This is a genomic window from Brevundimonas phoenicis (assembly GCF_047237745.1).
In the GTDB taxonomy this organism is placed as follows: Bacteria; Pseudomonadota; Alphaproteobacteria; order Caulobacterales; family Caulobacteraceae; genus Brevundimonas.
In genome coordinates, this window is sequence record NZ_JBDFLN010000001.1 from 3,135,005 (window position 1) to 3,152,635 (window position 17,631).

General features: G+C 67.2%; 17 protein-coding genes. 10 read left to right on the forward strand and 7 right to left on the reverse strand.

From position 1 onward, the window contains the following. The first annotated feature begins 66 nt into the window (after positions 1–66). From ABC419_RS15725 to ABC419_RS15735, 3 genes are all read left to right on the forward strand, one after another. Positions 67–909 carry a 16S rRNA (uracil(1498)-N(3))-methyltransferase gene (locus tag ABC419_RS15725; RefSeq protein WP_412876839.1) on the forward strand — a complete coding sequence of 281 codons (843 nt, stop codon included), beginning with the start codon at positions 67–69 and terminating at the stop codon, positions 907–909. Positions 910–1,091: 182 nt separating this feature from the next. Beyond that, positions 1,092–2,453 carry a glutamate--cysteine ligase gene (locus ABC419_RS15730; RefSeq protein WP_412876838.1) on the forward strand — a complete coding sequence of 454 codons (1,362 nt, stop codon included), beginning with the start codon at positions 1,092–1,094 and terminating at the stop codon, positions 2,451–2,453. Positions 2,454–2,547: 94 nt separating this feature from the next. Beyond that, positions 2,548–4,158 carry an ATP-binding protein gene (locus tag ABC419_RS15735; protein WP_412876837.1) on the forward strand — a complete coding sequence of 537 codons (1,611 nt, stop codon included), beginning with the start codon at positions 2,548–2,550 and terminating at the stop codon, positions 4,156–4,158. A gap of 1 nt (position 4,159) precedes the next feature. Here the strand turns inward: ABC419_RS15735 and ABC419_RS15740 are convergent, their stop codons facing one another. Further along, a complete protein-coding gene (locus ABC419_RS15740) occupies positions 4,160–4,951 on the reverse strand; it encodes a TSUP family transporter (RefSeq protein ID WP_412876836.1) in 792 nt (263 codons plus the stop codon). A 136-nt stretch (positions 4,952–5,087) separates the two neighbouring features. On the opposite strand from ABC419_RS15740, the gene ABC419_RS15745 reads away from it, so the two are divergent. Next, positions 5,088–5,879, forward strand: a complete 792-nt coding sequence (locus ABC419_RS15745) for a hypothetical protein (RefSeq protein WP_412876835.1) — start codon at positions 5,088–5,090, stop codon at positions 5,877–5,879. A gap of 75 nt (positions 5,880–5,954) precedes the next feature. On the opposite strand, the gene ABC419_RS15750 is transcribed toward ABC419_RS15745, so the two are convergent. The 3 genes from ABC419_RS15750 to ABC419_RS15760 form a co-directional block, all read right to left on the reverse strand. Beyond that, complete coding sequence (locus ABC419_RS15750) at positions 5,955–6,170, reverse strand: hypothetical protein (protein ID WP_412876834.1); 216 nt, start codon at positions 6,168–6,170, stop codon at positions 5,955–5,957. A gap of 205 nt (positions 6,171–6,375) precedes the next feature. After that, a complete protein-coding gene (locus tag ABC419_RS15755) occupies positions 6,376–7,749 on the reverse strand; it encodes a transposase (protein WP_412876289.1) in 1,374 nt (457 codons plus the stop codon). A 128-nt stretch (positions 7,750–7,877) separates the two neighbouring features. After that, positions 7,878–8,063 (reverse strand): hypothetical protein, encoded by a 186-nt coding sequence (locus tag ABC419_RS15760; protein WP_368925296.1) that lies wholly within the window; start codon positions 8,061–8,063, stop codon positions 7,878–7,880. 139 nt (positions 8,064–8,202) lie between these two features. Between ABC419_RS15760 and ABC419_RS15765 the strand changes: the two genes are divergently transcribed. The 5 genes from ABC419_RS15765 (at position 8,203) to ABC419_RS15785 (ending at position 12,827) form a co-directional block, all read left to right on the forward strand. Then, positions 8,203–8,955: a DUF72 domain-containing protein gene (locus ABC419_RS15765; RefSeq protein WP_412876833.1), complete on the forward strand. Its 753-nt coding sequence runs from the start codon at positions 8,203–8,205 to the stop codon at positions 8,953–8,955. A gap of 4 nt (positions 8,956–8,959) precedes the next feature. Further along, entirely contained in the window at positions 8,960–10,030 is a 1,071-nt protein-coding gene (locus ABC419_RS15770; RefSeq protein ID WP_412876832.1) for an NAD(P)-dependent alcohol dehydrogenase, read from the forward strand. A 100-nt stretch (positions 10,031–10,130) separates the two neighbouring features. Next, a complete protein-coding gene (phbB, locus tag ABC419_RS15775) occupies positions 10,131–10,856 on the forward strand; it encodes an acetoacetyl-CoA reductase (RefSeq protein WP_003163916.1) in 726 nt (241 codons plus the stop codon). A 153-nt stretch (positions 10,857–11,009) separates the two neighbouring features. Then, complete coding sequence (locus ABC419_RS15780; protein ID WP_234288006.1) at positions 11,010–11,750, forward strand: DUF4908 domain-containing protein; 741 nt, start codon at positions 11,010–11,012, stop codon at positions 11,748–11,750. 54 nt (positions 11,751–11,804) lie between these two features. Continuing rightward, on the forward strand, positions 11,805–12,827 hold the full coding sequence (locus tag ABC419_RS15785) for an isopenicillin N synthase family dioxygenase (protein WP_412876831.1): 1,023 nt from the start codon (positions 11,805–11,807) through the stop codon (positions 12,825–12,827). Between the two features lie 78 nt (positions 12,828–12,905). Here the strand turns inward: ABC419_RS15785 and ABC419_RS15790 are convergent, their stop codons facing one another. From ABC419_RS15790 to ABC419_RS15800, 3 genes are all read right to left on the reverse strand, one after another. Then, positions 12,906–14,759, reverse strand: a complete 1,854-nt coding sequence (locus ABC419_RS15790) for a ubiquitin-activating E1 FCCH domain-containing protein (RefSeq protein ID WP_412876830.1) — start codon at positions 14,757–14,759, stop codon at positions 12,906–12,908. Positions 14,760–14,936: 177 nt separating this feature from the next. Next, complete coding sequence (mtgA, locus tag ABC419_RS15795) at positions 14,937–15,644, reverse strand: monofunctional biosynthetic peptidoglycan transglycosylase (protein ID WP_412876829.1); 708 nt, start codon at positions 15,642–15,644, stop codon at positions 14,937–14,939. A 112-nt stretch (positions 15,645–15,756) separates the two neighbouring features. Next, entirely contained in the window at positions 15,757–16,722 is a 966-nt protein-coding gene (locus tag ABC419_RS15800) for a WD40 repeat domain-containing protein (protein ID WP_412876828.1), read from the reverse strand. Here ABC419_RS15800 and ABC419_RS15805 point away from each other — a divergent pair. Further along, on the forward strand, positions 16,721–17,494 hold the full coding sequence (locus tag ABC419_RS15805; RefSeq protein ID WP_412876827.1) for an alpha/beta fold hydrolase: 774 nt from the start codon (positions 16,721–16,723) through the stop codon (positions 17,492–17,494). The two genes, ABC419_RS15800 and ABC419_RS15805, sit on opposite strands and share 2 nt — an antisense overlap. Positions 17,495–17,631: the final 137 nt, after the last annotated feature.

Genomic DNA, 17,631 nt, shown 5'->3' on the forward strand with positions numbered 1-17,631 from the left:
AGGCGCGCCACGTTCCCATCAGGCCGATGGTTGGTCGTCTCTGCGAAAGCGCGATATGCAGGCGCCATGATCCGTCTTCATGTTCAGGGCGACCTCGCCCCCGGCGGCGCCGTGGCGCCCACGCTCGACCAGTCGCGCTATCTGACGCAGGTGATGCGGTTGAAGACGGGCGACGAACTGCTGGTCTTCAACGGCCGCGACGGCGAGTGGCGCGCCAGCGTCGCCGAGGTGCTGAAGAAGGGCGTCATCCTGCGCGCCGAGGAACAGACGCGGCCGCAGACCTATGGCCCCGATCTGGAGCTGATCGTCGCCGTGGTGAAGAAGGCTCGTGTCGAGACCATCGTGGAGAAGGCCGCAGAACTGGGCGCCAGGCGGGTGCGGCTGGTGCTGACCCAGCGCACCAACGCCGACCGCCTGCGGCTGGACCGGCTGGACGCCATCGCCGAGGAGGCCGCCGAGCAGACCGGGCGTCTGGACGTGCCGGTCGTGGATGATCCGGTGAAGCTGGACGCCCTGCTGGACGGCTGGGAGGACGGGCGGCGGCTGATGTTCTGTGACGAGACGGGCGGCGCGCCGGCGGTGTCGGCGTTGACGCCCTTTTCTCCCTCCCCCTTGTGGGGAGGGTCGTCGGCGCGCAGCGGCGACGGGGTGGGGGCGACGGCCTCCGCCCTCCCCACCCGGTCTCGCCCTGAAGGGCTCGACCACCCTCCCCATGAAGGGGAGGGAGAGGGTCGGTGGGCCATTCTGATCGGGCCCGAGGGCGGGTTCTCGCCCGAGGAGGGCGAGCGGCTGCGGTCCCTGTCCTTCACCACCGCCGTCTCGCTGGGGCCGCGCATCCTGCGGGCCGACACCGCCGCCATCGCCGCCATGACCCTGTGGCAGGCGGCGGTCGGCGACTGGGATCGCTAGACCATTTTCGGTTCAGTCGAAATCGACGGAACCCAGAACAATGGTCCAGATTCATCTGGAGCGAATATCTGAGTTGAGTTGGACATGCGTCCAACTCAACCGATTTCGCTCTAGAAGTTTCCGCCGCCCCCTTGAGCATGGCCGACGACTGGCCCATCTAGCCGCGACAGCAGAGGTTACAGATGTCCGACACGGCGCCCCTTTCCAGAGACCAGCTGATCCACGCCATGTCGAAGGGCGAGAAGCCCCGCGATCAATGGCGCATCGGCGCCGAGCACGAGAAGTTCGGCTTCGACAAGTCGACCCTGCGCCGCCCCGCCTATGAGGGCGAGAACGGCATCCTGGCCATGCTGACGGGCCTTCAGCGCTTCGGCTGGTCGCCGGTCGAGGAAGCCGGCCGCGTCATCGCCCTGGAGCGCAAGAACGCCGAGGGCTTCAGCGCCTCGATCAGTCTGGAGCCGGGAGGTCAGTTCGAACTGTCGGGCGCCCCGCTGAAGGACATCCACGACATCTGCAACGAGACCGGCCAGCACCTGATGGAGGTCAAGCAGGTCGCGGACCAATTGAACCTGGGCTTCCTGGGCCTGGGCTTCGACCCGATGTGGCGGCGCGAGGACATCCCCGTCATGCCCAAGGGCCGCTATGACATCATGCGCGCCTACATGCCCAAGAAGGGCAAGCTGGGCCTGGACATGATGCTGCGCACCTGCACCATCCAGGCGAACCTCGACTTCGACAGCGAAGCCGACATGGTCATGAAGTTCCGCACGTCGCTGGCGCTGCAGCCTATCGCCACCGCCCTGTTCGCCAACAGCCCCTTCACCGAGGGCAAGCCGAACGGCTTCCTGTCGGCGCGCGCCAACGTCTGGACCGACACCGACCCCGACCGCACGGGGATGCTGGACTTCGTGTTCGAGGACGGCTTCGGCTACGAACGCTACGCCGACTATGCGCTGGATGCGCCGATGTATTTCGCCAAGCGCGGCGAGACCTATGTCGACCTGTCGGGCCGGTCGTTCCGCGCCTTCATGGACGGCAAGCTGGACGCCCTGCCGGGCGATCGCGCCACGGCCAAGGACTGGGCCGACCACCTGACCACCCTCTTCCCCGAGGTGCGGCTGAAACAGTATCTGGAGATGCGCGGCGCCGACGGCGGGCCGTGGAGCCGCATCTGCGCCCTGCCCGCCCTGTGGGCCGGGATCCTGTATGACGCGCCGTCGCTCGCGGCGGCCTGGGATCTGTGCAAGGACTGGGACATCGCCGATCACGAGCGCCTGCGCCGCGACGTGACGCGGCTGGGCCTGAAGGCTGAGGTCAACGGCCGCAGCGTGCGCGACATCGCCGTCGACATGGTCAACATCGCCAAACAGGGCCTGAAGAACCGCGCCCGCTTCAGCGGCGGCATGGTGGACGAGCGCGGCTACATCACCGAACTGGAAGACATCGCCGACAGCGGCGTGACCTCGGCCGACCGGCTGCTGGAGCTGTACAACGGCGAATGGGGCGGCGACGTCGGGCGCGTCTATCGCGACTGCGCCTACTGAAGCTCTCCTGACGGGCGAGCCGCAAGGCGCCCTTAACCGGCAGGCGCTAGGGTGAGGTCCAGCCCGCCTTCAGGACCGCGCCTCAGGACCGCCCATGCCCCTCACTCCGGCCGCCGCCCCTTCCTCGACGGGACAGCCGCAGCCGCCGCCTGACGCCGGGGTCGATCTGGCGACCTTCTTCGACGTGTCCCTGGACCTGCTGGTGATCCGCGACCTGGAGGGGCGGATCGTGCGGGTCAGCGCCTCCTGGGCCTCGACCCTGGGCTATCGGCCCGAGGAACTGGTCGGGCTGGCCATACTGACCCTGGTCCACCCCGACGATCTGCCCGGCACCCTGGGCAGCGTGACTGAAGTCGAGACGCGCCGCCCCGGCGATCCGGTGCTGGGCCACGTCAACCGCTATCGCCACAAGGACGGCGGCTACGTCACCCTGGAGTGGCGAGCGCAGAAGTTCGGCGACCGCATCTACGCCGTGGCCCGCGACGTGACCGCCAAGGCGGCGGCGGAGCGCGCCCTGATCGAGGCCAAGGCGGCGGCCGAGGCCGCCAACCGCGCCAAGTCCGACTTCCTGGCCAATATGAGCCATGAGATCCGCACGCCGCTGAACGGGGTCATCGGCGTCATCGACGCCCTGGCGCGCACGTCGCTGTCGCCGCAACAGGCGGAAATGGTCGAACTGGTCCGCAGTTCGGGCGTAACCCTGGAGCGGCTGGTCACAGACATCCTGGACGTGTCGCGCATCGAATCCGGACGCATGACGCTGGAAGTCCGCCCGTTCGATCTGGACGACGCCCTGACCCCGGCCATCGCGCCCCTGCGCGGGCTGGCCGAGGAGAAGGGCCTGACCTTCCGTCTCGAACGCACCGAGACCGCGCGCGGCGTCTTCAACGGCGACGTGGTGCGGATCCGCCAGATCCTGAGCAATTTGCTGTCCAACGCCGTCAAGTTCACCGCGCGAGGCCAGGTCGCCGCACATATCGACCTGCTGGACATGGGCGACGGCGCCGCCCTGCTGACGCTGGAGGTGCGCGACACCGGCATCGGCTTCGGCGCCGACCATGCGGCGCAGTTGTTCCAGCGCTTCAGCCAGGCCGACGCCTCAATCACCCGGCGCTTCGGCGGGGCCGGGCTGGGCCTGTCCATCTGCCAGGCCCTGGTCGAGATGATGGGCGGGCGCATCGAAGCCGAGTCGGCCCTGGGCGAAGGCAGCCGGTTCCGGGTCGAGCTGCCGCTGACGCGCATCGCCTCCCTGGCCCAGTTCGACGCAGCCTACGCCGAGGAAGCGGCACCGGACGCGCCGCCTTGCGACTCTCGCCCCCGCGTCCTGCTGGCCGAGGATCATCCGATCAATCAGCGGGTGGTGCAGTTGATCCTGGGGGACAGCGTCGAGCTGACTCTGGTCGAGAACGGCGAACAGGCGGCGGCCGCCTTCACCGCTGAGCGGTTCGACCTGGTGCTGATGGACATGCAGATGCCGGTGATGGACGGGCTGAGCGCCACGCGCGCCCTACGCGAGATCGAGGCCGCCTACCCGGCGCGCCCGCGCGCGCCGGTGATCATGCTGAGCGCCAACGCCATGGCCGAGCATCAGGAACAGGCCACCCAGGCGGGGGCCGACCTTCACCTGGCTAAGCCCGTCACGGCCGAAGCGCTGACGGCCGCCGTCCGCAGGGCGCTGGGCGGCCGCGCGGTCCAGCCCGACTGACCTAGCCCAGCCAGCCGGCGATCATGGTCCGCAGCGGATTGGCCGGATCGGACAGCAGCCGCGCCGTCATGGCTAGGGAAATGACCACCAGCAGGGGGCGGATCAGCCGCGGGCCGAAGCGCATGGCCGCGTGCGAGCCCATGCGGCCGCCCACGAACTGACCCACCGCCATGATCCCGGCCAGCGCCCAGACCACATGGCCGCCGACCGCCAGGACGACGATGCCGACGACATTGCTCATCAGGTTCAGCGCCTTGGTGTGCGCCGTCGCCCGCGTCAGCCCCATGCCCAGCAGCATGACGAGGCTGAGCGCGAAGAACGACCCCGTCCCCGGCCCGAAGAAGCCGTCGTAAAAGCCGATCCCGCCCGCCACGACGGCGTAGGCCAGCGGCGTCAGCCGAGCGTGGGCGTCCTCGTCCGCCGCCTTGGGGCCGAGCAGGAAATAGAGGGCGATGCCGACCAGCAGCACGGGCAGCAGGATCATCAGCCACCGCGTGTCGACCAAGGTGACGGCGAAGGCGCCCAGTCCCGCCCCGACCGCGACGAGAACCAAGGGCCAACGGATCAGGCGGAAATCCACCCGCCCCTTGCGCCAGAAATTCCACAGGGCGCTGGCCGTGCCGACGCTGCCCTGAACCTTGTTGGTGGCGATGGCTGCGACCGGGTTCAGCCCGACCGACAGCAGGGCCGGCAAGGAGGTCAGCCCCCCGCCCCCGGCGATGGCGTCGATGAAGCCGGCGATCACCGACGCGACGCCCAACAGGGCGATGATTTCAGGCGTCAGTTCCGGCACGCTTCGACACTCCCGCGACGCTGGCGCTATAGCCCCCCGGTCGCCGTCGCGCCATCGTCTCGTCTTTGGCTTGGACAGCAAGGCCGCGACAGGCTCATAGTGGCGTTCTTCCAGGGGGAAGCGCGCCGGAGGATCCGTGTCGTTCATCGCCGCCGTGACGTCCGCCCTGATTTTAGCCGCCCTGCCTCAGGCGGCGACGGCGTCGCCCGCCTCGCCGTCCGCCTCATCCTCCGCGCCGATGTCTGTTGCGCCGACCAGGCCCCAGTGGCTGCTGTCGCACGAAGGACGGCAGGTCGTTTTCCGCGGCGCCTTGAACCCCGCATCCAGCGCGGCCCTGGTCGAAGCGCTGTCGGACAAGGACGCCGAGGGACTGATCATCGACAGCGGCGGCGGCGACGACAACGCCGCCCTGGACGCGGCTGAGGTGATCCTGGCGCGGCGGCTGCCCGTGACGGTGCGGGGCCAGTGCACCTCCGCCTGCGCCAACGCCGTCTTCGCCGCCGGAGCGACGCGGGCCATAGAACGGGCGGGGTTCGTCAGCTTTCACCACTCCTCACCGGTGATCGAGGCCAACTATCAAAGGCTGAACGAGGCCGTCCCCGAGGAGATCGCCCGCGGCGCCCGGCGGACGCGCGCCCTCTACGCCGCACGCGGGGTCGATCCCGCCATACTGGACTGCGCCGCCGCCCAGGTCGGCCTGTCCACCCTCCAGACCGAAGTCCGGATTCCCGGCGAGATCGCGCCGCGCGCCGCCTGGTTGTCGCGCCACTCCCTGTGGATACCGCATGAGGCGACCCTGCGCCGCTACGGCCTGGAATTCACCCGCTGGGGCCGTCCGCCCAGCCGCCGCGACGTCCTGGCCCGCCTGCGCCCGCCCAACCCGCGCGCCGTGGTCTTCGGCCGGGCGGATGACTGCGTGTCGGACTGAGGCGGGGCGCGGCCCGTTTGGCTGATGCGCTTACTGTCCGGAAGCTGGATTGAGGCGAACTTCGCTTCACGCCCCTTAGCAGTCATTCGTCCCCGAAAATTTCAACTTATGCCAAAATTTAGCAATGAGGTTAAATGCTTGGCTGTAAAACCAGTACACAAGCACCATGATAAGTGCAGAGCCTACAACAATACGAATCGTGCCTAAAAGGGATTGGGTTGGCATCAGGTAAGCTGCGGTAGCCAGCCAAAATATCCAAATAATAAAAAGAGCAATCTTCAGCCAGTTCATAATGCCCCCGTTTCACCCCCCTCCTAACCCACGGCTAAGACAAAAAACAGGGCGCTCGAATTCCTAAGACCAGGCGTCCGCTTGCTGGCGTTAAGCCGATGTCCACTCTCAGCATCGAAGCCGAGGACCGCTCACGACCGATTTCGTTGAAAAAGGCGGCTGTTAAGATCGCCACCAGTAATGGGCGCGACGGCTTGGTGCCGCTTCAGGCGACCGCCGGAGCTGCTGGCGGGATCAGTTTGGCGAGTTTGCGCAGGTTCTGGGCGGTGGCGGCGAGGAGGAACTCGTCTTTGGCGCCGTTGGGGCCTCTCAGGCGCAGTCGGTCCAGCTTCAGAATGCGCTTGAGGTGGGCGAACAGCATCTCGACCTTCTTCCGTTCGCGCCGGGAGACGACGTAGGCGTCGGTCTTGGCGATGTCGCGGGCGAAGTCCCGGGCGCCTTCGTGGATGGAGCGCGTGACCTTGCGCATCGGCGTGTTGGGGCAGCAGCGGGGCTTGAAGGCGCAGGCCCGGCAGTCGGCCGTACTGGCGCGATAGCGCAGGGTGTCGTCAGGCGGCGCCTGGGTCCGGGGCGTCGAGAAGACGCGCCGACCGTGGACCAGCGTCTTGCCCGCCGGGCAGCGGTAGAGATCCTGGGCGTGGTCATAGGCGAAGTCGCTGCGCGAGAAGGTTCCGTCGATCCGCTCCGACTTGTCGATGACGGGGATGTGGGGCTCGATGCCCTGGTCGTGGACCAGCCAGTCCAGCATCTCGGCCGAGCCGTAGGCGGTGTCCGCCGCCAGCCGGGCCGGCCACAGATCATGATGCTCGCGCGCCCGCTCGATCATGGTGCGGGCCGCCGTCACCTCGGCCTGGCGCACCGCCGTGGACGGCTCGACATCGACGATGATCGCGTGGTCCAGGTCGATCAGGTAGTTGGTCGCATAGGCGAAGAAGGCCAGGCCCTTGTTGGCGCCGGTCCAGCGCGAGGCCGGGTCGGCCGGCGAGATGAACCTGGGCGTCACCGGGGTCGCGCCGCCGAAGGCCGCATCATCCAGCACGGCCAGGTACTCGTCGATGGCGCGGCTGGCGGCCTCGGGCGGCAGACCTTCGTCGCCGGGCACGCAGCGCTGGCGATTGGCGTCGGCCTTGATCAGGCTGGCGTCGACCGCGAAACCCTCGCCGCCGACCAGGCCCTCGGCGATGCAGCGGCGCAGCACCGTCTCGAACAACTCGCGCAGCAGATCACTGTCGCGGAAACGACCGTGGCGGTTCTTCGAAAAGGTCGAGTGGTCCGGCACGTCGCCGTCCAGGCCCAGCCGACAGAACCAGCGATAAGCCAGGTTCAGGTGAACTTCCTCACACAGGCGCCGCTCCGAGCGGATGCCGAAACAATAGCCGACTAGCAGCATCCGGATCAGCAACTCCGGGTCGATCGAGGGGCGACCGATGGCGCTGTAGAACGGAGCCAGATGCGTCCGCAGGCCGTCCAGTTCCACAAAGCGATCGATCGCGCGCAGCATGTGATCCGCCGGCACATGCCGCTCCAACGAGAACGCGTAGAACAGGGCCGACTGATCGACCCGCCGCTCGCCCATCATCGCTGCACCTCCGGTCTCAACGACCAGAGTGAATCAGCGCAGCGCCCTCATGCCAATTGCCCGGGACGCCTTTTTCAACGAAATCGACCCATTGCAGACATCCGGCTCATCAATCTGAGTGTGGGCGGTCAAGTCTCAGGTGGTCCTCGACGGAGCGCGCCGACAACCATCAGCCCCACCGCTATCCAAAAGCCGAGGACTAGCGGCGCAACGAAAAAGCCAGCGGCCAGCGCCCCGCCCTGATACCAAAGCATCGCAAAAACCGCGACGACGATCCCCATCAAGATAACGCCGAGCCACATGAGCATTCGCATTGGCAATCATCCTTCGTGGCCCGATCCTAGTGGCGCGTTCGACAGCTAACCACCCCTTTCAGGCCTTCACGCCATCCGCTTTCCGTAGCCGCCGTCGGTGATTTCTGCGATCAAACGGCCTGCATCAGGAGGCTAGGTCATGGCGGAATCCATCCATATCGGCGTCGGCGGCTGGACGTTCGAGCCGTGGCGCGGGGTCTTCTATCCCGAGGGACTGGTGCAGAAGCGGGAGCTGGAGTTCGCCAGCCGGGCGCTGACCTCGATCGAGATCAACGGCACCTATTATTCGACCTTCAAGCCGGACAGCTGGGCGAAGTGGCGCGACGAGACGCCGGACGGCTTCGTCTTTTCGGTCAAGGCCAGCCGTTACTGCACCAATAGAAAGGTGCTGTCCGACGGCGCCGAGAGCTTCGAGCGCTTCCTGTCGCAGGGGCTGACGGTGCTGGGCGACAAGCTGGGGCCGATCAACTGGCAGTTCATGGGGACGAAGAAGTTCGAGCCCGAGGACTTCGAAGGCTTCCTGAAACTGTTGCCCAAGGAGAAGGACGGGGTGCGGCTGCGGCATGCGCTGGAGGTGCGCAACCCGACCTTCGCCACCGAACAGTTCTATGATCTGGCGCGCAAATACGGCGCGGCCGTCGTCTATGCGATCGACGACGAGGAGCCGACCTGGCCCCAGATTGACGAGGCGACGGCCGACTTTACCTACGCCCGGCTGATGTCCAGCCGCGAGGACGAGCCGACGGGCATGACCTCAGGAGAGCTGGACGCCGTGGCGAAGCAGGCGCGCGGCTGGGCCGAACACGGCGACGTCTTCGCCTACTTCATCTCGGGGGCCAAGGTGCGGAACCCGGCGGCGGCCCAGGCGCTGATCGCCAAGCTGAAGGACTGAGACCATGCCCATCGCCACGCGCGCCTTCGCCGCGACCGCCGCCGACCAGCCGCTGAGCCCCTACAGCTTCGAGCGCCGCGATCCGGGGCCGGACGACGTGGCGATCGAGATCAAATACTGCGGCGTCTGCCACTCGGACCTGCATGTGGTGAAGAACGACCTGGGCGGGACGCGCTATCCCATCGTGCCGGGCCACGAGATCGCCGGGGTGGTGACGGCGGTCGGCGCCAACGTCACCCGGTTCAAGGAAGGCGACCGCGTCGGCGTGGGCTGCATGGTGGACAGTTGCCGGACCTGTTCGGCCTGCCGCGAGGGGCTGGAGCAGTATTGCGAGCCGGGCATGACCCAGACCTACGGCTCGCGCGATCCCAAGGGCGCCGGCGTCGGCCAGATCATCACCCAGGGCGGCTATTCCGACCGCATCACCGTGGACCAGGCCTTCGTGCTGAAGATTCCCGACAGCCTGCCGCTGGATGCGGCGGCGCCGCTGCTGTGCGCGGGCGTGACCACCTGGTCGCCGCTGAAGACCTGGGGCGTGGGGCCGGGGTCGAAGGTGGCGGTGATCGGCCTGGGCGGGCTGGGCCATATGGCGGTCAAACTGGCCGCCGCCCTGGGCGCCGAGGTGACGGTGCTGTCGACCTCGGACCGCAAGAAGGCCGACGCCGAGCGGATGGGCGCCCCGCATTTCCTGATCAACTCGGACGCAGACGCCATGAAGGCGGCGGCCGAACAGTTCGACCTGATCATCAACACCGTCTCGGCCACGCATGAGATCGCCAGCCACGTCAATCTGCTGGCGCGCGACGGGACCATGGTCATGCTGGGCCTGACGACCGAGGGGCTGCCGATCTTCGCCATGCCCCTGCTGTGGCGGCGGCGCCGCATCGCCGGTTCGCTGATCGGCGGCATCCGCGAGACGCAGGAGATGCTCGACTTCTGCGGCGAACACGGGATCGTGTGCGAGATTGAGGTGATCGCACCCGATCAGATCAACCAAGCTTATGAACGGATGGAGCGGTCGGACGTGCGCTACCGCTTCGTCATCGACATGGGCCGTATGGCCGCGACGGCATAACCCCGTCTTCTCGTTCGCCGCCAGCCGCGCTAAAGCTGGCGGCAAGGGAGACGGACGGCGTCGCGACCACGACGGCCGCCGCACAGGACAGGGAGACGTCATGACGCGTACCGCATTCGTCACCGGGGGCACCCGGGGCATCGGCAAGGCGATCGTTCAACGACTGAAGGAAGACGGGCTGCAGGTCGCGGCCGGTTATTCCGGCAACACCGAGGCCGCAGAGGCCACCGCCCGTGAACTGGGCGTCATGGTGGTGAAGGGCAACGTCGGCTCGTTCGAGGATTGCGAGCGGGCGGTCAGGGAGGTCGAGGCGCAGCTGGGCCCCATCGACGTCCTGGTGAACAACGCCGGCATCACGCGCGACGGCTTCTTCCACAAGATGAGCGCGGACCAGTGGTCCGACGTGATCCGCGTCAACATGGACAGCGTGTTCAACATGACGCGCCAGGTCATCAACGGCATGCGCGACCGGGGCTTCGGCCGCATCGTCAACATCTCCTCGATCAACGGCCAGAAGGGCCAGATCGGCCAGACCAACTATTCCGCCGCCAAGGCCGGGATGATCGGCTTCACCAAGGCGCTGGCGCTGGAGAACGCGCGCAAGGGCGTGACCGTCAACTGCATCGCACCCGGCTATATCGACACCGAAATGGTCGGCGCCATGGACCAGAAGGTGCTGGACGCCATCGTGGCTCAGATCCCCGTCGGCCGCCTGGGCAAGGGCGAGGAGATCGCCGACATGGTGTCCTGGCTGTCAGGCGAGCGTGCCGGATATGTCACAGGGTGCACGCTCTCGCTCAACGGCGGGCAGTACCTGGTTGGATAAGCCGCGTTCGCCCAAAATCCGCCGTTCGCGCGTATCACCTCTGAAAACATGAGGACTGCGGTCGAAGTCGTGGCGGAGAAACCGCCTGCCTTCATCCTCGCGACGCATCGCGCCGCGAGGAGCAGACGCGCGCGCGCCTGGCGCCGGTCCGGCATGACGGCGGGGCTTACCCTTTTTCTTGCCTGCGGGGCTGTCGCCGCCGAAGCGACGGCCCAGACCCGATCCAACGCCCAGGCCGAGCAGAGTCGGGCCATCCGCGACCAGTCGATCATCCGCACCACGCCGCCGCCGGGGCGCTACACCTCCGAGGCGGGCCAGTCCTTCATCCTGGACCAGGCGGGGTCGCTGACCCTGCTGCGGTTCGAGCGATCGACCGAGACCTGGGCGCTGCGGCCGTCCTCGGCCCCGCGCGGCGACACCATCTATCGCAACGACGCCGGCGATCAGGTGCTGCGCGTCACCACCGGCGGCGGCATCACCGTCTATACGACGCGCGCGCCCGGCGGCTCGCCCGTGTCCCTGGCCGGACCGCCGGTCAGCCTGGCCCCCCCGTCGTTGGGGCCTGTGCAGATGTTCAACCTGATGGCGCGACGCAGCGGCCTGGTGTCGGAAGCCATGGGTCGGTTGGTGCGCATCAACCTGGACGGCCAGGAATCCGAAGCCCTGTGCATCGAGGCGCTGATCGTCACCACCGACGCGGTGGTTCGCATCGCCCGGTCGCCCAGCGCCCGCCCCTTCCTGGACCGATTGCGCAGCATCACCATCATCGAGGGGCAGCGCTCGTCCGTGACCTATTCCGGCGGCGATCTGCGGGTCGTGGTCGACCCCCGGCGCGGCATCGCCGGCCGCCCGTCGTCGGCGCGCGTCATCCGGGCCGTCATCCCGCAGGACTGACATTGGACCAAAGGTCCGCCGCGCCGCATCTGCCCTTTCGCGCCCATTGGGCGTATGAGGGCCGCCATACTCACCATCACAGAGGCTGATTTCACAGTGACCTCTTCCCTCACCGCCGTCTCCGCCGAAGATCAGGCCAAGACCCGCGCCATCGTCCCGGTGTCGATGAAGGGCTATGACGCCGACTTTCAGGCCTTCTCGGACGCCCTGGGCGCCTCCTTCGCCCGCTACGGCTTTGCCGTTATCGCGGACCACGGTCTGGATCAGGGGCTGATCGACGCCGCCGTCAACGACGCCAAGGCCTTCTTCGCCCTGCCCGAGGATGTGAAGCGTCAGTATCACCAGGCCGGCACGGGCGGCGCGCGCGGCCTGACCCCGTTCGGCGTCGAGGCGGCCAAGGGCGCCAAGGCCGTGGACCTGAAGGAGTTCTGGCACACGGGCCGCGAGCTGCCGGGAGGCCATCCCTATCGCCAGTACATGCGCGACAACGTCTGGCCGACCGAGGTGGCGGGCTTCCGCGAGCACGTCTACGGCCTGTACGACGGTCTGGACGAACTGGGCCGCCGCATCCTGAAGGCCATCGCCCGCTATCTGAAGCTGGACGACGCCTATTTCGAAGACAAGGTCCAGTTGGGCAACAGCGTGCTGCGCCTGCTGCACTATCCGCCGATCCCGGCCGACGCCGAGGGCGTGCGCGCGGGCGCCCATGAGGACATCAACGTCATCACCCTGCTGCTGGGCGCCGAAGAGGCCGGGCTGCAACTGAAGGACTCCGACGGCGAGTGGCTGGACATCGCCCCGCCGCCGGGGGCGCTGGTGGTCAACATCGGAGACATGCTGCAGCGGCTGGTCAACCACGCCCTGCCGTCGACGACCCACCGCGTGGTCAATCCGGCGCCCGAGCGTCGCGGCTTCGCCCGCTATTCGACGCCCTTCTTCCTGCACTTCAACCCGGACTTCCCGATCGAGACCCTGCCGTCGACGATCACGCCGGACAACCCGGACCGCTATGCGGGCAAGACCATCCTGGCCGAGGACTTCCTGACCGAACGCCTGAAGGAAATCCGCCTGATCTGATCCGGCGAAGAGACTGAAAGCACGAAGGGCCGGCGGATCGCTCCGCCGGCCCTTTTTCTTGCCCACCGATTGTCTGCGTCAGCGCGCGATGCGCAGGCGGGTGATATCGCGACCGATGGCGCGGAAGGCTTCCTTAAGGTCGGTATTCTTGTTCGGCGTAAAGAAGTGCTCCTTGCTGGTGGCGCACTTATCCATGACCTCATAGGCCGTATCCACGCCCGCCCCGCCTGTGCTGGTGCTGAGGTTGAAGCCGACCGTGTAGATGACGATATTCTCCTTCTTCATCCCCTCACAGAGCGCCACGGACTGGGCGAAGGGGGTGCCGTTCGGCGCGCTGCAGTTGATCTGATAGTTGGCGTTGCCGGCGGATCCGTTGCTGGGGGCGTCATGCGAGATTACGCCCTGGCAATAGGGGTTGTTGAACTCCCCGTCCGTCATCAGCACGACGGCCTTCAGCGTCTTGGAGGGGTCATAAGGATTGGCGCTGCTGGCGGAAGGCCAGACGGTGTTGAAGTTCGGCGAGACCGCATACCAGCCCCATTCAATGCCGATCTGTCCCGCTGTCGAACCGGCCGCCTGATAGGCGTCGATCTGACTGTCCAGCCCTTTCACGCTTCCCTTGTCGTCAACCTGATTGGTCAAGGGCGTGAGCGTATTGCTCAGGCAACGGTTGTCGCCGTGCGGGTAGTTACGGCCGCCCCACTCGTCCCGCTCCAACGTTCGGCCTGGACTGCGGTCTGTCGGGATCAGTGCACCGGACCTATTCCGTTCGGTCCACAAACGTTCGCTGACACAGGTGCTCGAAGACAGGTCACGCAAGGTGCGATTGTCGCGACCGATGAAATAGCGTCGTTCGCAGCCGTCATAACCGCACTGAACGGATCCCCCTCTAGAGTAGGCGGATTGCTCTGGCCCCCATAGGCCGACGCTGAACTGGTCGTCGGAAATCTTCTTCACCTGGAAGGTGTTGTTGAGCGCGCTCATGCCCTGAACGCCCGAAACCTTCACCCAATCGCCCGTCGAGAGCGTGTGCTGGGTTGATGTCACCCATACCTGACAATCGGGCGCCCAGCACCGACGGAAACTACCGGTATTGTTGCGGCCGTTGCCCGAAAAGCCGGAAACTTGGAAGCTATTGGTCGTCACAGACGACACGCGATGGACGCGATTGTTCAATCCTGAAGAGGCGTTGCTGACGCCGCTGATCCAGACGTAATCGTCCTTTTTCAGCCCGTGATTGTTGGCGGTCAGAGTGCCGCCCGAAACGCGCGAAAGCGACTTGCCTGCATCCGCCCAATCTGCGCCCTCTATCACCGTCGACGCCTGCAGCGGCCCCCGCGCCTTAGCGGCGTAGTCGCCCAGGTTCACGCCCATGGAATAGGGCACCAGGGCCACGCGCGAGGTAAAGGGCGTCTGCTCCTTCTGCACCACGAGACCCACCAGCTCCTTGGCCGCTTCCTTCAAGCTGGTCAGCGGAGAGCCGGACATCGAACCGGTGATGTCCAGCACCAGCGCCACCTCCACATTGCGTGAGGCGCGCAACACCTGCGAACTGGTGCTGACCGGAAGGTAGTCGTCCATGAGCTTGCCGTAGGGCGGCAGGAAGACATTGGCGACCAGCACCTTCACATCGACCCTGGCTTCAGCCTCTACCCGTCGATTGTCGACCAGAACGAAACTGGCGGTGTCTCCGTCCTTGTCGAAATAACCCGGCATGTTGGCCTGCAACGCCGCCATGCCGATTCGATTGATGTTGAAGTCGTCGCTGTACTTCGAGCGCGCCGCGGCCAGGGCGGCGGCGTCGAGGGCGTCCTGGAGCTGAGCCTTCACCTTGGACGCCTGGTGAATATCGACGGCGCCGAGGGTGATCATCATCAGAATCGGCAGGGCGATGGCGAAGATCAGCGCGACGTTGCCCTGGGTCTGGCGCATCAGGCGGCGGACGAAGAGGCGTGCGCCCCGCCCGGCTCGTTTCAGACCGTGTGTCACCCTTCAGACCCCGTCGTCGCGCGCGGACGCAAGGGTCCGCAATCGACCTCAGCATGACGCGGGTCCGTTAAGGCTTGGCCCCCCGTTCACGGTTAACGACGGGTTGCGAAACGGCCCGCGTCAGCGGCGGTCGACGCAGGCGTCCAGCCCCTGTTCGCGCACCGTACCCATGGCCGCCTGGATGCGGGCGGCGCGACGACGGACATAGGGGCCGGGCGATCCGGCGTTGTAGCGGCGCGGGCTGGGCAGGATGGCGGCCAGGCGGGCGGCCTCGCGCGCCGTCAGCTTGTCCGCGCCCTTGTCGAACCAGTGGCGCGCGGCGGCCTCGGCGCCATAGACGCCCGGCGCCCATTCGGCGACGTTCAGATACATCTCCATGATCCGCCGCTTGCCCCAGCCGATCTCGATCAGGCCGGTGTAGCCGACCTCCAGCCCCTTCCTGACCCAGTCGCGGCCGGGCCACAGGAAGACGTTCTTGGCGGTCTGCTGGCTGATGGTCGAAGCGCCGCGCCTCTTGTCCGAGCCGCGCTGTTCGGCGCGTTCGTTGGCCTCCATCGCCTTCTGGATGGCCTCGACATCGAAGCCGTGGTGCCGGCAGAAGCGGGCGTCCTCGGCGGCGATCACTGCCTCGACCAGACGCGGCGAGATGTGGTCCAGCGAGCGCCAGCGGTAGTCCATGCCGTGCCCGGCCGCCGCCTGCTTGACCATCAGGATCGTCGCCAGCGGCGGCAGGAAGCGATGCACCGCCACCCCGGCCAGCGGGAACAGGGCCAGGATCAGCAGAAGGGTCAGGAGCGGCCGCCGCTTGCGGTGTTTCGCACGGGTCATGGACGGAGCATGGCTCAGGAAGGTTGAGAAATCACGGCGAGGCTTGCCGAACCGCCGTCGCGAGGCTGGATCCTCGGGTCAAGCCCGAGGATGACGGCAGGGAGGCGTTGTTTCAGAGCGAGGCCACGCCCGCGTGACCGTCCTCGTCCGCCCAGGCGATGCGGGCGGCGCCGGCGCTCATGGCCAGGGCGGTGATGGGGGCGCCCTTGTCCTGTTTGACGAACTGCAGGCCGCGCCCGGCCGGATCGGCCCACCAGACGCGCCCGTCTTCCAGCCCCGCCGCCAGACGGCCGTGGGCGGGAGCGGCGGCGACCTGGGCGATCAGGGTCGTCTCGTCATAGCCGATCTCGGTCGCCTCGCGGCCCATCGGGCCGTTGGAGCCGACGAAGGGCCACAGCACCACGCCCTGCGCGCCCGAGGTGGCCAGCAGCTGCCCCTTGGCCAGGAAGGCGAAGCTCTTGATCTTGGACGGATAGCCGCCCATCCGCATGTTCTTCTGATCCTTCAGGCGCCAGCCGTGCAGTTGGTTGTCCTGCATCGAGGTGACGACATAGGCGCCGTCTGTCGAGAAGCCGACCGCCAGATGCGACCCGGCCCAGGCCAGCTTGGTCGGCTGCTGCTGCTCGATGCGGGCGTACCACAGCCAGGCGCCGCCATAGGTCGAGGCGGCGATGCGGCGGCCCTTGGGGTCGAAGGCCACGCCCGAGACGGTGCGCTCGTGCTGGAAGTCGCGGCGGAAGTGCGGATCCTTGACGTCCAGCACGCTCAGCGCGCGGCCCGAGGAGAAGGCGATCAGGCCGGACTCGGCCGAGGCGGCCACGGCGTCGATCCATTGGCCCTTGGTCTGGGCCAGCAGGACGGCCTCGCCCTCGCGGCTCCAGACCAGCTTGCCGTCGTCGCCGCCGGTGACGATCCCCTCGCCCGAGGGGTGGACGCAGGCGCACAGGACGGCGCCGTCATGGACCTCGCTGCGGGCGCCGCTCTCGAACCGCACCGAGCCGTCGCCGAGGGCGAAGATCGCACCCGTCTTGTCGAACAGGGCGGCGGTGACCTGGGCGTCGAAGGAGAAGGTCGTCATGTCGGCTCGCACACGCAAGGAAAGTCAGACCGGCCTCATAGCGTCCTGCGTCGCGTCTGTCGCCGGTCGCGCCTATAGAGAGGCCATGACCCTGCTGCTCATTCCCGGCTTCATGGCCGATACGACCCTGTGGGACGCTCTGAAAGACGACCTCGCCCCGTTCGGGCCGCTGGTCGCCACCGACCTCAGCCGGGGCGAGGATATAGAGAGCATGGCGGCGGCGATCCTGAGCGATGCGCCGGAACGGTTCGTCGCCGTGGGCTTCTCCATGGGCGGCTATGTGGCGCGCGAACTGGCGCGGATCGCGCCGGAGCGGGTGGAGGGTCTGATCCTGATCGCCACCTCGGCGCGCGGGGATACCGAGGAGCTGATCCGCCAGCGGCGTTCGTCGTTGAAGGCGCCGCCGAGGGCCTTCAAGGGGTTGAGTCGGCCGGCCATCGTCTCGTCCCTGCACCCCGATCTGGCGAACGACGAGGCGATGATCGCGCAGGTGCGCGACATGGGCTTGCGGCTAGGCGGCGAGGTGTTTCACCGCCAGTCGGCGATGGCGCGGGCGGGCGATCTGGACCGGCTGGGGGAGATCGTTCAGCCGACGCTGATCGTGGCGGCGGATGCTGATCGGTTGAGGACGCGCGAAGAGGCGGAGGAACTGCGGCGGGGGATTTCCGGCGCGACGCTGGAGACGGTGACGCACACCGGCCACATGATCCCGCTGGAACAGCCGAAGGCGCTGGCGCGGGTGATGACCGAGTGGCTGAAGACCCTCTCCTGATGGGAGAGGGCTTGAGCGCACGAGAGCGTCAGCGATTGGTATAGGCGAAAGGGTGAGGGTTCGGGGGCGAAGTCGGCCAAGGGCCGCCGCGCAACGGCTTACGCCGACTGACAGGACAAGCCCCTCACCCTTTCGGC